Origin of the sequence: Microcystis flos-aquae FACHB-1344 (assembly GCF_014698375.1) — a bacterium.
Classification (GTDB): domain Bacteria; phylum Cyanobacteriota; class Cyanobacteriia; order Cyanobacteriales; family Microcystaceae; genus Microcystis; species Microcystis aeruginosa.
Map to the genome: position 1 here is coordinate 19,098 of NZ_JACJSW010000202.1, position 12,974 is coordinate 32,071.

Sequence of the window (12,974 nt, forward strand, 5' to 3'; positions counted from 1 at the left end):
AATCTAACCTTGCCATAGATGCACAAATCTCGAATCTGGCAACCCCAAAAATCTCCCGTCTCTAACATCAGTTTTAGCGATGAAATGAGGTAAGAATTTTGACCAAAATACTTAGCGATCGCATGGCCGTTTATCTGCTCATCGGTGGACTCCTGTTTAGAATAATCATCGCCTTGGGGCTTTATCCCGGTTACGATGAGGCATATTATTACGTTTACAGCCATAATCTAGATTGGAGTTATTTCGATCATCCGCCAATAGTAGCGATTTCCACGGGTTTTGGGACTTGGATCACGGGATTAGTCAATCAATTTACCATTCGCTTCGGTACTCTCCTCCTCTATACTGGCAGCCTCTGTTTGCTGTATCTGACGGCTTTAAAATTGTTCAGTCTGCCGGTCGCCAGAATGACTTTAGCGATCGCCACCCTCATCCCCATCTATGGGATCGTCTTCGGGATTCTTTCGCAGCCAGATAGTCCTTTAATCTTTTTTTGGTCATTAACAGTCTATTTAGCTGCCCAAGAATTCTGGCCAATTCGGGAAAAAAACTATCATCCTAGCTATCGTCTCGCTTATATTGGACTTGCCGTAGGATTGGCGGTTTTAAGTAAATATCACGGCTTTATTTTGGGCTTTGGTTTAGTTTTATTTTGTCTGACCACTCCCCGCTATTGGCCTGTATTTAGATCCCCTTGGTTGGGATTAGGATTTATTCTCTTTTTGATAACTTTATTGCCGATTATCTACTGGAATATTAACCATGATTGGATTTCCTTTCGCTTTCATTTAGAAGACCGTTTTTCTGGAGAACCCAAAACCTTTAATATTCTTGGTATTCTCTCGGTTGTTGGCATTAGTATCGCCACGATGTTTCCTCCTTTCGGTCTGCCGATGTGGTGGGTGACATTTAAAAGCTTTGCCGAACAAGTGCCTAATTTTATCTCGAAAAAAAGATTTTTTCATCGAGAAGAAGAATCACTAAAAAAATGGTTAATTCTCTCGGTTTCTCTGCCCTTAATCCTGGGAATGCTTTATGTGGGAGCTTCCCATTATCTCGCCCCTAGTTGGATTTTACCCGGGTTCTGGTCCGGCACAATTTTATTAGGAGAAAAGGCCAATACTTGGCAGCAATCTTCTCGAATCTGGGTAAAAAGATGGTTATGGGGGTCAGGAATTTTTATCGTTACTATTTTATCTATAGCAATGCTTCACGTTACTTTTGGCACTTTCCAAAAACCTAGTCAATACGCAATTTTTGGGGGAATTATTGCCCCAGAACAGGACCCTTCTCGGGAAATTGTCGATATCGATCAACTGCGTCAAGGCTTTGCTAATTCGCCCGAATTATTAGCACTCTTAAAAGATTCTAGCTTCGTTTTTACCCATAATTTTTATGTGACCGCATGGCTAGATATGGCCCTTTATCCCCTAGTTCCTATTCCCGTCACCTGTTTTAACAACGATCAAAGGGGTTATCAAATTTGGTTTAATCCTCAAGAATGGATCGGTAAAAATGGTTTATTAATTACTACAAATAGTTCTCTAGAAAGACCGGAAATAATCGATCGCTACCGTCCCTATTTCCAAGATATAACTAAAGTAGCTGTCATTCCGATCAAGCGCGGTGGTGTCACCATCGAACAATTTCATGTTTACCAAGCTAAAGGACTAATTAAAACTTATCCTTAAAATAGATCAATTAGTTCATAAATACTACTAATTCCTATCTCCTGAATTTTGTCACCTTTTTTACTTTTTACTTGATAAATATGTCCATTCATCGAGTGCGTATTGCTAGAGATAAAGGGGAATTTGTCCAGTCCTTAGTTAATTTTAATCAGGGAATTGGACCCTTTCAAACCTATGCTGATGTCATCGCTTTTGCGGCGGCTTTGGGGGTAAAATATCAAGAGAGGGTGGCGATAGAAAATGTAGCGAAGGAACCCTCACCTATCAACCTGGAAATTTTTATTTCTCGTGGCTACGATACCCTAATCAAATTATTGGCAGTCAATGAATTCCAAGACACGAAAATTCTTTCTCCCCACGGGGTAGATTCGGAAGCTTTGCGAGTGACAATTTTCGAGGAATATGCCAACGCCGGTTTAGCAAGATTAGAACGAGAATTGCGGGGTGCGGTGGATTATACTGAAAGATTATTGTTAATTATCAGTCAAGAACGTTTTCGAGAAATTACTGCCACAACCGAATTCGATTTAGGGAGATTTTTGTAGTATAAATTCTAGTTATTCTCGTAGGAAGCAAAAAATCGATTGTAAAGCCTTTTATTGATCTCGTATAGTAGCCAAATAATTAAAAAACAGACAGAGATAAATATCAAAGGTTTTTTAGTCAGTAAATTCTGCAAACTCCAGAATAGTTGCTGCGGTTGAGTGACTAGATACCAACTATTCAGTCGAAGAAAACGCCCTAGATAGATACCGATCGCACTTAAAAAATGGAGAGTTATTTCTAGGGGTAAAACCGCTGAATTTAGCTGACTTTGCTGACAATAACTTTTTAAATTAAGTAAGGAGAGAACGTATAGCTGAAAGCCAATAAAAATAAAGAAGCTATACTGGGGGATTAAAACTAAAAAAATTAAACTTTTGGCGTAATCCTGCTGAAGATAGGCGATTAAATGAATGCTATCGGTGAGAATATAGGGAGCATTGGGTAAAAAAAGCAGGAAAACTAAGAGAATTAACCACCAGAGTAGGGAACGATCGAGGGCGATCCGAAATAGCCAAAAGCTGAGGATAAAGGGGATAAAGGCCAGAAAAGAATTCCAGATAATCCTCCTGGTGCTAAGGTTAAATAATTGCCAAGCATTGTGCCACCAATCCCTAGTTAAAATTATCGTTAAATCTGCCCAAATCATCCCTTAAATACCAGTCTCCTCTAGGGTTGATAAATATCCTAACCAATGTTTTAAAGATTCCGGTAAAGGGATTCTTTTTCTAGCGGTGGGAGCGATGCACACATGGCGAGTTTTCGCTTTTGCGACCATGATTTCAGCCAAATAAATTTTATACTGCAATTGAAACTCGTTTTCGCTCAGGGATCGGGCAGTGAAATCAATCTGTATTTGATCGCCACAAAAAAGGGGACGAAAAAACTGGATTTCCGCTTGAGTAATCGGTAGGGCAACCGGAGAATCTTTCAAAAAATCCTTAATATTGATGCCAAATTGTGCTAAAGAAAACTCGTAGGCTTCATGACAGATCGAGAGAAGATGGGCAAAGTAAACCACACCGGCAGCATCGGTATCGGCCAGATAAATTAGGCGTTCATAGGACATAAAAAGCTTATTGTCTTTCTAGAAAGGTTAAACTATCTTGTAGTTGTCTTAACTCGTCTCGATGGGCTTTGACAGTTAATTCCGTTTGCTGAGATTTGCTTTCTACTTTAAAAGCCACTTCCTCTAAACGGCCGACTTTTTGCCAATAGAAAACACCCGCGAGGGGAGATAAACCCACAAGAGCAAAAATATAGGGATTAGTATCGGGAAATAACACCGATAACACCAGTGAGAAGCAAAATAAACCCAAGGCCGCTAAAATTGTCAAAAATATCGCTAGAAAGGGGCTAGGAGGCACAAAACCCTGTAATCTGACAATATTCTGTTCGGGTTCGATCGCCTTGACTTGATAGGAACGTCGGTCAAAATAATCTCGCAGTTGTTCTAATAGTTGGTCGTCACTGGTACTGGTAAGATAGACACGCTGTTCGATACGCTCTTTGACGGAACCGCGAATAAAAAAGAATAATCCCACCATGAGCAGGAGAGTCAGAAAAAAAGTTGAGGAAAGAACGGGGGTATCCATGGCGGCAGTTAGGAGCGAAAAAACTTACAATTAATCCTAATTATCCTAACCTATCTTCTCCCCCGATTTAGAAGATAGACCCTAGGAGCAAAACCTCGATCGAGAATCAGAAAAATTTAACCCCAAGGCAGATTCATGGGCAACAATCTATTAACAGGATTAATCGAACCCTTACAGTATAGTTTCATGCAGAGATCCCTAATTGAAGCTATCATCGTCGGGATCATTTGTGCGGTGGTGGGAACCTACCTGATGGTACAACGTTTAGCCCTCTTGGGCGATGCCATCAGTCACTCGGTCTTACCCGGATTAGCGATCGCTTTTATTGGTAATTTTAATCTGCTACTGGGTGCTTTACTAGCCTCAATGGTCAGTACTCTACTGATTAACTTAATCCGTAATCGTTCCCCAATCAAAGAAGATGCGGCCATGGGTATCGTTTTCTCGGCTTTTTTTGCCCTTGGTATCACCCTGATCACTCTCATCCAAAAAAACAACAAAATTGACCTTAATCACTTTCTCTTCGGCAATATTCTCGGTGTTACTGCTGCCGACATTCGCGATACCCTAATTATTGCCGTTATCGTTTTGTTAACCGTTTTGCTCCTGTATAAAGAACTATTATTCTACACTTTCGACAAAATCGGGGCGCAAGCGGCGGGTTTACCAGTAAATTTATTAGATTTAGGCTTAATGCTCCTGATCGGTCTGACAATCGTTGCTAGTCTCCAAGCGGTGGGAGTAATCCTCGTTTTGTCCCTTTTGATTACCCCCGCGGCCACTGCTTATCTTTTAGTTACCCGTCTCCATCAAGTCATGGGTGTGGGTGTGGGTGTGGGTATTATTTCTAGTATCAGTGGGATGTATTTAAGTTATTACTGGAATTTACCCTCTGGACCTGCGATCGTGCTTGTCGCTTTTAGCCTATTTATGTTGGCCTTTTTATTCAGTCCCCGTCAGGGAATTTTCACCCATCCCTCTAGTCTAGGTGGTCAACTTTCTATCTGGGGAGAGATGAAAAATTTGTTGAGACGACGTTAGTTTGCAGCAGAAGGTGGGGTTTTTGGCAAGTGATCAAAAAAAGCCGACGGCTAAAAAACTGATAACGGCTATCAGTAGTCGTGCAGAATTAATTTCCTAGTCGAGACTCCGAGACAGTAGAGGATGCCCTATCAGGTTATACTTCATCTTTAGGAGAAACGCCTTAAGTATGGCACGATTTTTGAAAAATGGTATAAAAAGTATAAATGTCAATCGATCGACTTAAATCTTAAACTAAATAATCAAGCCCGAATCGCCCGGTATTGGAGGAACAAAACAACTCGTGAGTATAACTGATTTAATCCAAAAAGGCGGAGTGGCCATGTGGCCGCTGCTTTTTCTGTCTATTTTAGCTCTTAGCACTATTATCGAACGAATTTGGTTTTGGAGTCGTACTCTCCTCAGTGAGGGCCAGATTTTAAATCGCATTATGGAATCCGCCATCCGTAACTGGGATTTGGCGGCAAAAGTCGCCGGAGATTCCCGCAATCACCCCATTGGTAGCTATCTTTATGCTCCCCTGCGTTTAGAAAATCCAGATCCAGAGGTTTTTCACTTTGCCCTCGAATCGGCTGCCGATGAACAATTATCCCTAATGAAACGGGGCGATAAAATCCTTGAGGCAGTCATTGCCCTTTCTCCCCTGTTAGGATTATTAGGGACGGTACTCGGTTTAATTACCTCTTTGGCCAATATTCAATTAAGTGACCTGGGAACTTCCTCGACGGCGGGAGTAACTTTAGGTATTAGTGAAGCTTTAATTTCCACCGCTACCGGCCTAATTGTCGCTATTTTTAGCCTCGCTTTCTATCGTGTTTTTCAGGGACTCTGGTTCAATCAAGCCCGAATTTTTCGCAAGGCCGGCAGTGATTTAGAAATTATCTACCGCCAACGCTGGTTACACCAAGAAGACCAACAATACGCCCTCAGTGCTAACCTAGAAAAACCTCTCGATCGCTAAATCTCTCCCTTATCAAGCATGGCCGAAACTAAATCTCTTAACCACAAAAAGCCAAAAAGTAGCCATATTACGGCTCGTCCGCTCAAATTATGGCATGATCAACACCGCATTCAAGAGGATGTGCAGGTTAATATCATTCCCTTGATCGATGTAATTTTCTGTATTCTCACTTTCTTTATTCTCGGTGCAGTGGGATTATCTCGCCAACAGGCTATCAGTCTCGATTTACCGAAAGCTAGTACCGCCACCACCCCGATGCGGGAAATGTTGGTGGTTAGTCTCGATGATTTCGGACAACTCTACGTCGAAAAACAAATGGTGACTCGCGCCCAGTTGTTCGAGGCGATCAAGAATTATCATCAATATAGTCCCAATGGACTGATGGTACTGAATGCCTCCAGAAATGCCAGTTATAACGAAGTGGTTGGGGTTTTAGACCTACTGCGACAGGTAGGCGGTGATCGTGTGGCTTTAGCGACTCTATCGGGGGAGGCTAATAATCCCACCCTGGAAAATAGCAATCCTTTGCCCAATTTGCCGACTAATCCCACCTTGCCCAGTTTACCCAATCCTCTGGGCAGAAATTAACTAGGAATGGATGCGATAGCTGAGTAATTGTTCTTCGAGGGCGGCAATGCGATTGTAGGCCGCCGTCAATTGTGCCGTTAATCGGCGAATTTGGATTTCATCGGCAAAAGAATTATCGCCATTGACAGCTGGGGCTTGTTTGCCACCGTGATCCCGGAGAATATCTTTATGATCGTAGAGGCTATTATCGGATAACTCGGAAAAACCGACCATTTCCAGGGATTCTCGCCGGGAATGACTCGATTTATCTCCAGCTAGGATAGCAATTTGCTGGCTGAGGCTTTCGACAATATCCTGTAGACGCTCGACTTTCTGCTCAAGACTGATAATCTGTTGTTGTAGTCCATTCATGCAATTACCTAGGGATAAAGGAGGTTTCCCCTCTATGCTAGGCTCTGGAGGAAATGGGCTATAACAATTTCTGATTGATTTAACGATCCCTTTACTGCCCTTAACGAAAATATGGCACGGGAAGTCCCCACACGAGACCGAAGCGGGATGGGGATGTGCCGAGTGCCTCCTTTCCCCTTGATCAAAACCTATGCCACAATGTTTATGGACTTAAGCATATTTTGAGACTTTTTAGAATGAAATAGCCCTGGCATCGGTAATCGCACTCGACATAAAAATTAGCTCACCAATCTAGATAAAATTTCTCGATGAATTAAAGCTCGATCAATTAAAAAATGTTTGCGATCGCTGGTTAATCCCTCTCCATTGGCATAAAAATCAATCCAAGTGGTACTAATATCATTAACTGCCTCTGGTAACTGCTCTAATTCCCAACCCGGCATCGGTACTTCGGCAATTAATCGCGACACTTTCGGATCATAACTCAGGGCAAAACAACGACAATCTTCTGCTGCGGCCATAATTAAACTATGAAAGCGCATTCCGATCACCATTTCTACCCCACGAAATAAGCCTTTTAACTGTCTTGGATCTTCTAAACTAACGATTTGATGATTTTCCCTTAATTGACAGGCTACAGCTTCACAAAGGGGCAAATCCCGCGACTTTTGAAAAGGGACTAAGAGAATAAACGCCCCCGTACTGATTTGTAAATCAATTAAAGCTTGGGTTAATTTATCTAATTTTGCCGGGGTTAATAGGGGATGGGGACGTAAATTGACGGCGATTCTTGGGGCGGGTAAATCCGATAATCCCTTGACTGATTGAGCGTCTAAAGCCCATACTGGATCGGGGGCAACAATGGGATGAATACCCCAATTGGCGACTAAATGAGCCGAAGTATCATCGCGCACACTAACTAAACTACATTTTTGTAAAACTTTTTTGGTTAACCAACGGGTAAAAGGTCTATTTAATGGGCCAATTCCCTGCCCCCAAGCAATAGTTTTTAAGCCCAATAATTGAGCAAGAGCCATTAAACCACCGTAATAAATTGGACTGGCAAAACTGGTGACATCCTGCATTAAACTGCCGCCACCCCAGATAAATATATCCGCTTTTTTCATAGTTTGAAAAACTTGCCACCAATCCCTACTAGGACAGGTTTCCACTCCATAACGTTGACTGGTTTCTCTGGGATTATTTGACAAAACAATAGGTTTAATTGCTGAGGGCAACATCTGCAATAGAGACACTAATAATGCCTCATCTCCTCCGTTTCCTCTCCCATAATATCCACAAATTACTGCACGCATATATTCAGTTATCAGTTATCAGTTATCAGTTGTCAGTTGTCAGCCAGAAAAAGGCAAGAGTCAAAAGGCAAAAGGCAAAAGTATGGGAAATTTGTCCCCTGTCTCCTGTCTCCTTTGTCCGCTTTGTTACTTTTTCCTTGAAAAATGTCCCTTAGTTTCTTAAGTTATGCCGTCAGCTACAAGTTAGCAGTGACCAGTTTTATTCGATTCAGTGATCAGTTTATCTATTTTCTTATTCCCACTCATAACTAATAGCTTAAACCTGATCACTGGTTACTGATCACTGATCACTGATTTAGTCGTCCATTTGCCAGGGTTCGGTGATGTTTTTTTCATCGAGGATATTTTTGGCTCTTAAAATCAAGACCAATTGACCTAAGATGGTGACATCAGGGGAACTATCAAACCATTGTAAAGAGACGGAATTATCCCTCTCCACTAGATAATAATTGTTCACATCCCATTCGGCCAAAACTCGATCGATCACTAATAACACTTCCTCAGACCTGGTGGCAATCGATCGAGGTAATTGATCGCTAGGCCATAAAATCGCTACAGGATCGATCGCTTTGAGAATTGCTTGCCAACCGGGGAGAGGCACGACTGTTTGTTTATCCCCCACCGTTACCAGTCGAAAAGGTTCCTCGACGCTCAAACTTTCTGTGTGTTTTATATCAGTTACCGTCACCGGAAATCTTCCTACTAAAGGGATAATTCTGGCTAATTCGTCCTCATCCTGTAAACGATGGACGGGTAGCAACGGTGCGCTACGGGAGGGAGTAACGGTAAAATCTTGTAGTAAAGACTCGATCGCCTGTCTGGCCGAGTCAGAATGGGCAAATTTCAACCCTTTAGCGATTAATTTCGCTCTTTCGGCTAAATCCCGCTTTTGTTTGCCCCGTTTCCAACACTGATAAGCGATCGCATCTCCAGGATGACGGGTAAATTCACTGGGAATCTGGGATAAACGGGAAAAATCTTGGATAGCCTTGGCGATATCGTGTGCTTCAGCCACCTCAATCCTTTTTTCTGCCGCTAATTTCGCTGCCCCCAATCTTTGTTCTTGGTTGAGAATCCGTAATTCGTATAGCACATCACTGCGCGGCCCAATGTAGTAACTTAACAAATCTTCATCTGCCCCCGCTTTGATTAAACTCTCAAAAACTTGGGCAGCGACAATAATTAAATTTTGTTGGGCATTTTGAAAACCGGTTTGTTCAAAGATTAACTGGGAATCGTAGCCAGCTTTTTGCAGTTTTTGACATTTTTGCCCCCAATTCACCCAATTTCCTTCCTTATGAAGCAGCGAGCGCATTAATTCGGTCGCTTCCGTTTCGCTGATTCGATCATCTGTACTGCGAGGCTGTTCTGTCATAGACAACTTGATCAAGCTACAATAACTAAAATTTATCTAATCCCTCAAAAATCTTCAATAGCAATTAAGGTTAACAGGATAGACTAGATAGTAACAGGATAGCTGACAATCACCCCCTTCGTACCTGTTAGGGCAAGTTTATCTTCAATGTCTAGATTAAGAGTTAATGGAAGCATTCCCCCCTCGTCCACAACTAACCCCGGTCAAAGGACGATGAAAACCAAGCGTCACCCCAAAGATAGTGCCTTGGGTTTAGTCTCTACCCTCAGCTTTCCGGCGATCGTCGGGACGGCGGATATGATGCTAAAATCGGCAGAAGTTACCCTCGTGGGTTACGAAAAAATTGGCGGTGGTCACTGTACGGCGATCGTGCGTGGTAATATTGCCGATGTGCGGTTAGCAGTGGAAGAAGGGGCAAAAACCGCCGCACAGTTCGGACAATTGGTATCTAAATCGGTTATTCCCCGACCGATGCCCAATTTAGAGGTAATTTTCCCCATTGGTAGCCGTTTAGCCGAAATTGCCCAAAGTCAACGGGGTTTCAGCAAACTGAGCAATATGTCGATCGGTCTCTTGGAAACCAGGGGTTTTCCCGCTATGGTGGGGGCAGCCGATGCCATGTTAAAATCGGCCGATGTGCAGTTAGCTTCCTACGAAACAATTGGGGATGGTTTGTGTACGGCCATTATCCGGGGTTCCGTCGCTAATGTGGCCGTGGCCATTGATGCGGGAATGCGGGAAGCAGAGAAAATCGGTGAACTGCACGCGGTGATGATTATTCCCCGTTTATTGGAAGATTTAGAACATACTCTACCGGTGGCCAGCTACTGGTTAGAAACCCCCGAACCTTTACCGATGTTGTTACCCAATACTGTCCGGGAAAAACAACGGGAATTAGTCGCTTTACCTGAATTGGAAAAAACCAAAATACCAATTCGTCGCCAAGAAATGCAGGAAAAAGTGTTAGAAGAAGTGATTCCCGTGGAAGTTATCACCGATGAGGACAGTTATTAATTTTTATTTTCAGCTTTGCTCCTGTGCTGCTACAAGTACAGGAGCAAAAGGTTGAATTAGGGTTTGGGGCAAAAAGTTTGTTGGTGGGTGTGGATTTCCCAGTAAAAAATCTTTACAGAAGCCCCCGACAATTAAACGAATCAAATAATTATAAATTTTTGTCAAGAGGTGCGGTCAGATCAAATAATCGTCGCCAGAATTAGCCTAAATTGTCAGGAATTTAGTTAAGCAAGGTTTTTGGCAATATACTAATCTGGCTAACAGGCTTTTGGACGTGATATAGAGAAAAGTTCTGGCGATTGCGCCTAGATGGGGTGATATGCCAAAAGTTGACCCATATCGTTACTCTGAGGAGTGTTATCCAGAAATTTTCCGTGTAATATGTAGTTATGTTTTTTGAAAAGGAGTCAGCATAATGAAGCCTTTAGCTATAAATCCAGATTCGGTGAATATTATATCTCCATTAATTTCGCCGAAAAAAATAGAGTTAAATCCTATTCGGATAACATATAAATCCCCGATACAATATCGTAAAGCTGTTTATAAAATAGCATGTTTTTTCCGGCGAGAGTTTAGATACGACTTTGTGCAATATGGTTATGAAGGCGAAGAAAATGACCCGAAGCATGTTGCTTTTTTGTGGCTTCATCCAGAAGCAAGGCCTTTTACAGGCGATTTTAGAATTCCATGTATCGGAGCAACCTGTTTCCGATACCGTGAATGGACAGATAACCCAGCAGGATACGCTATGCAATGGATATGGTTCCATCCGTATTGGAGACGCAAAGGATTGTTATCCGAATCTTGGTCTGATTTTAAGCAGGAATTCGGCGATTTTATCTGCGAGCAACCGATATCAGAAGCAATGACTAAGTTTCTGGATAAACAACAAAAAACATAACTCATCGTTGCACCAGACAGCCGTAGGGTGCGTTCCCTAAGGTGGCTCCTACTGCTCCAGCGATCGATTTTGGGGAACGCACCATGCACATTGATTGAAACTGTGGGTTAAAGTGCGATGTCGAAGGCACTGGGTAGCAGCCCTAGATGTCGTTAGGCCTTCAATCTACTTACAGATCAGAGGCAGGCATTGACAATTAATGTAGGATTAGTTAGTATGATGATCTAATCCTACCGGGCTGTCGTAAACAGTTTATGGCAATGAGTAAGAAAGTTAGCATAACCTTAGACGACGAAGTTTTGGAATTTGTAGATCGACTAGCAAGCAATCGTAGCAGCTTTATAAATGATGTTCTCTGGCAAGAGAAGAGAAGGGTTTTTATGAAAGAGCTAGAAGACGCTTATAAAGATCAGGCCAATGATCCAGAGATGCAAGCAGAAATCTCTGTCTGGGATATTGCAGTGGGCGATGGTCTAAATGCCTAATGGAAGACTAACCTATAAGCGAGGAGAGATCTGGTGGATCGATCTGAAACCCGTTGTTGGTTATGAAACCGATAAAGAACGTCCTTGCCTGATTTTACAAAACGATATTGGCAATCAAAATGGAACAACGACAGTAGTTGCTCCATTGTTGCCCGGGAAAAGGACTTATCCTTTTGTTGTCAATATTACACCGACAGTGCAGAATGGACTAGACGGAGATCGACACATCAACTTAAGTCAAATGAGGGCTGTAGATTCTCAAAGAATTAAGAATAAACAGGGTGTTTTAGAAGACGTTTATTGGGAAGAAATAGAGAAAGCAGTATGTATTGAGCTCGGTTTCAGCAAATCGCTATCGCCGTAGGGTGCGTTCCCTAAGGTGGTTCCTACTGCTCCAGCGATCGATTTTGGGGAACGCACCATGTACATTGATTGAAACTGTGGGCATTATGCTAGAGTGGTGGTAAGAGCAGTTATCAACTACTACAAACAGTTGAATTGGTAAAATACATGAGTACATCAGCAAAATCACTAGAAGAACTGGTGAGACAATTATCGCCCCAGTTAAAGGTTGAAGTACAAACGTTTGTAGAGTCACTTTTAAGTAAATCTAACCAACCTATAAAACGTAAACTCCGTCAAGACTGGGCAGGGATGCTTAAAACCGATTACACATCAATTGAGTTACAGCATCTTGCAGTTGAATGGAGAAATGGCTAGTGTTTCTTCTGGATACGAATATTTGGCTAGAACGCTTATTAGGACAAGGACAGGCGGAGGTTGTTGCGGAGCTACTTGATACGCTCTCGCCCTCTGATATGTGTATGACTGATTTTACTTTACATTCTATCGGGGTGATCTGTAATCGGCTGAATCAACGAGACGTTTTTATCAAATTTGTGGATGACGTTTTGATTGATGCTGGTGTTGTACTGGTCAGTGTTCCTGCTAACCAAATGAAGAGAGTCGTAGAAATAATAGATCTCTTTCGCTTGGATTTTGGCTCTTCTGGTTTTCGTGTGTTAATTTTTGTTATGAATTAAAGCAAGCAAACAGCTTAAGTCGAAGATGTTGAAAATTGGTAAATCCATAACTCATTCTTTTAATAAGCTT

The 12,974-nt window shown here is 42.2% G+C and carries 17 protein-coding genes; 11 read left to right on the forward strand and 6 right to left on the reverse strand.

Annotated features, from left to right (window positions below):
* The first annotated feature begins 98 nt into the window (after window positions 1–98).
* The gene (locus H6G48_RS20890; RefSeq protein WP_190723068.1) at window positions 99–1,691 is read left to right on the forward strand and encodes an ArnT family glycosyltransferase; all 1,593 of its coding nucleotides are present in this window, start codon (window positions 99–101) and stop codon (window positions 1,689–1,691) included.
* Window positions 1,692–1,771: 80 nt separating this feature from the next.
* Entirely contained in the window at window positions 1,772–2,236 is a 465-nt protein-coding gene (locus H6G48_RS20895; RefSeq protein ID WP_002760679.1) for a DNA phosphorothioation-associated protein 4, read from the forward strand.
* An 8-nt stretch (window positions 2,237–2,244) separates the two neighbouring features.
* Here H6G48_RS20895 and H6G48_RS20900 read toward each other — a convergent pair whose 3' ends face one another.
* Genes H6G48_RS20900 through H6G48_RS20910 form a run of 3 tightly spaced genes read right to left on the reverse strand, consistent with a single transcriptional unit; the run spans window position 2,245 to window position 3,829 of the window.
* Complete coding sequence (locus H6G48_RS20900; RefSeq protein WP_190723069.1) at window positions 2,245–2,883, reverse strand: DUF1361 domain-containing protein; 639 nt, start codon at window positions 2,881–2,883, stop codon at window positions 2,245–2,247.
* 3 nt (window positions 2,884–2,886) lie between these two features.
* Complete coding sequence (locus H6G48_RS20905; RefSeq protein WP_002760673.1) at window positions 2,887–3,303, reverse strand: acyl-CoA thioesterase; 417 nt, start codon at window positions 3,301–3,303, stop codon at window positions 2,887–2,889.
* Window positions 3,304–3,310: 7 nt separating this feature from the next.
* Window positions 3,311–3,829: a cofactor assembly of complex C subunit B gene (locus H6G48_RS20910; RefSeq protein ID WP_002734244.1), complete on the reverse strand. Its 519-nt coding sequence runs from the start codon at window positions 3,827–3,829 to the stop codon at window positions 3,311–3,313.
* Between the two features lie 135 nt (window positions 3,830–3,964).
* Between H6G48_RS20910 and H6G48_RS20915 the strand changes: the two genes are divergently transcribed.
* The 3 genes from H6G48_RS20915 to H6G48_RS20925 all read left to right on the forward strand — a co-directional run bounded on the left by H6G48_RS20915 (window position 3,965) and on the right by H6G48_RS20925 (window position 6,419).
* Window positions 3,965–4,870: a metal ABC transporter permease gene (locus H6G48_RS20915; RefSeq protein ID WP_012264389.1), complete on the forward strand. Its 906-nt coding sequence runs from the start codon at window positions 3,965–3,967 to the stop codon at window positions 4,868–4,870.
* Window positions 4,871–5,192: 322 nt separating this feature from the next.
* On the forward strand, window positions 5,193–5,831 hold the full coding sequence (locus H6G48_RS20920; RefSeq protein WP_002760669.1) for a MotA/TolQ/ExbB proton channel family protein: 639 nt from the start codon (window positions 5,193–5,195) through the stop codon (window positions 5,829–5,831).
* Window positions 5,832–5,849: 18 nt separating this feature from the next.
* Entirely contained in the window at window positions 5,850–6,419 is a 570-nt protein-coding gene (locus H6G48_RS20925; protein ID WP_002771111.1) for an ExbD/TolR family protein, read from the forward strand.
* Here the strand turns inward: H6G48_RS20925 and H6G48_RS20930 are convergent, their stop codons facing one another.
* The 3 genes from H6G48_RS20930 to H6G48_RS20940 form a co-directional block, all read right to left on the reverse strand.
* A complete protein-coding gene (locus H6G48_RS20930; RefSeq protein WP_002760665.1) occupies window positions 6,420–6,770 on the reverse strand; it encodes a hypothetical protein in 351 nt (116 codons plus the stop codon).
* A 278-nt stretch (window positions 6,771–7,048) separates the two neighbouring features.
* Window positions 7,049–8,086 carry a polysaccharide pyruvyl transferase CsaB gene (csaB, locus tag H6G48_RS20935; protein ID WP_190723070.1) on the reverse strand — a complete coding sequence of 346 codons (1,038 nt, stop codon included), beginning with the start codon at window positions 8,084–8,086 and terminating at the stop codon, window positions 7,049–7,051.
* Window positions 8,087–8,381: 295 nt separating this feature from the next.
* Window positions 8,382–9,461: a RuBisCO accumulation factor 1 gene (locus H6G48_RS20940; RefSeq protein ID WP_190723071.1), complete on the reverse strand. Its 1,080-nt coding sequence runs from the start codon at window positions 9,459–9,461 to the stop codon at window positions 8,382–8,384.
* 213 nt (window positions 9,462–9,674) lie between these two features.
* Here H6G48_RS20940 and ccmO point away from each other — a divergent pair, with 213 nt between their 5' ends.
* The 6 genes from ccmO to H6G48_RS20970 all read left to right on the forward strand — a co-directional run bounded on the left by ccmO (window position 9,675) and on the right by H6G48_RS20970 (window position 12,904).
* On the forward strand, window positions 9,675–10,475 hold the full coding sequence (gene ccmO / locus H6G48_RS20945) for a beta-carboxysome assembly protein CcmO (RefSeq protein WP_002775137.1): 801 nt from the start codon (window positions 9,675–9,677) through the stop codon (window positions 10,473–10,475).
* A 415-nt stretch (window positions 10,476–10,890) separates the two neighbouring features.
* Window positions 10,891–11,376 carry a hypothetical protein gene (locus tag H6G48_RS20950; RefSeq protein WP_043999199.1) on the forward strand — a complete coding sequence of 162 codons (486 nt, stop codon included), beginning with the start codon at window positions 10,891–10,893 and terminating at the stop codon, window positions 11,374–11,376.
* Window positions 11,377–11,636: 260 nt separating this feature from the next.
* Entirely contained in the window at window positions 11,637–11,861 is a 225-nt protein-coding gene (mazE, locus tag H6G48_RS20955) for a type II toxin-antitoxin system MazE family antitoxin (RefSeq protein ID WP_002746763.1), read from the forward strand.
* Window positions 11,854–12,225, forward strand: coding sequence for a type II toxin-antitoxin system PemK/MazF family toxin (locus tag H6G48_RS20960; RefSeq protein ID WP_159294286.1), 372 nt, complete (start codon window positions 11,854–11,856; stop codon window positions 12,223–12,225). Before mazE ends, H6G48_RS20960 begins: the two co-directional genes overlap by 8 nt.
* A 146-nt stretch (window positions 12,226–12,371) precedes the next feature.
* Window positions 12,372–12,581 (forward strand): DUF2281 domain-containing protein, encoded by a 210-nt coding sequence (locus H6G48_RS20965; protein ID WP_002760653.1) that lies wholly within the window; start codon window positions 12,372–12,374, stop codon window positions 12,579–12,581.
* Complete coding sequence (locus H6G48_RS20970) at window positions 12,581–12,904, forward strand: PIN domain-containing protein (protein ID WP_341275523.1); 324 nt, start codon at window positions 12,581–12,583, stop codon at window positions 12,902–12,904. Before H6G48_RS20965 ends, H6G48_RS20970 begins: the two co-directional genes overlap by 1 nt.
* Window positions 12,905–12,974: the final 70 nt, after the last annotated feature.

Excerpts from the sequence above, each read along its gene's own strand:
- H6G48_RS20925 (WP_002771111.1), top strand. The coding sequence starts at position 5,850 with ATGGCCGAAACTAAATCTCTTAACCACAAAAAGCCAAAAAGTAGCCAT.
- mazE (WP_002746763.1), top strand. The coding sequence starts at position 11,637 with ATGAGTAAGAAAGTTAGCATAACCTTAGACGACGAAGTTTTGGAATTT.
- H6G48_RS20930 (WP_002760665.1), bottom strand. The coding sequence starts at position 6,770 with ATGAATGGACTACAACAACAGATTATCAGTCTTGAGCAGAAAGTCGAG.
- H6G48_RS20900 (WP_190723069.1), bottom strand. The coding sequence starts at position 2,883 with ATGATTTGGGCAGATTTAACGATAATTTTAACTAGGGATTGGTGGCAC.
- H6G48_RS20965 (WP_002760653.1), top strand. The coding sequence starts at position 12,372 with ATGAGTACATCAGCAAAATCACTAGAAGAACTGGTGAGACAATTATCG.
- H6G48_RS20915 (WP_012264389.1), top strand. The coding sequence starts at position 3,965 with ATGGGCAACAATCTATTAACAGGATTAATCGAACCCTTACAGTATAGT.
- ccmO (WP_002775137.1), top strand. The coding sequence starts at position 9,675 with ATGAAAACCAAGCGTCACCCCAAAGATAGTGCCTTGGGTTTAGTCTCT.
- H6G48_RS20910 (WP_002734244.1), bottom strand. The coding sequence starts at position 3,829 with ATGGATACCCCCGTTCTTTCCTCAACTTTTTTTCTGACTCTCCTGCTC.
- H6G48_RS20950 (WP_043999199.1), top strand. The coding sequence starts at position 10,891 with ATGAAGCCTTTAGCTATAAATCCAGATTCGGTGAATATTATATCTCCA.
- H6G48_RS20905 (WP_002760673.1), bottom strand. The coding sequence starts at position 3,303 with ATGTCCTATGAACGCCTAATTTATCTGGCCGATACCGATGCTGCCGGT.
- H6G48_RS20920 (WP_002760669.1), top strand. The coding sequence starts at position 5,193 with ATGTGGCCGCTGCTTTTTCTGTCTATTTTAGCTCTTAGCACTATTATC.
- H6G48_RS20895 (WP_002760679.1), top strand. The coding sequence starts at position 1,772 with ATGTCCATTCATCGAGTGCGTATTGCTAGAGATAAAGGGGAATTTGTC.
- csaB (WP_190723070.1), bottom strand. The coding sequence starts at position 8,086 with ATGCGTGCAGTAATTTGTGGATATTATGGGAGAGGAAACGGAGGAGAT.
- H6G48_RS20960 (WP_159294286.1), top strand. The coding sequence starts at position 11,854 with ATGCCTAATGGAAGACTAACCTATAAGCGAGGAGAGATCTGGTGGATC.
- H6G48_RS20940 (WP_190723071.1), bottom strand. The coding sequence starts at position 9,461 with ATGACAGAACAGCCTCGCAGTACAGATGATCGAATCAGCGAAACGGAA.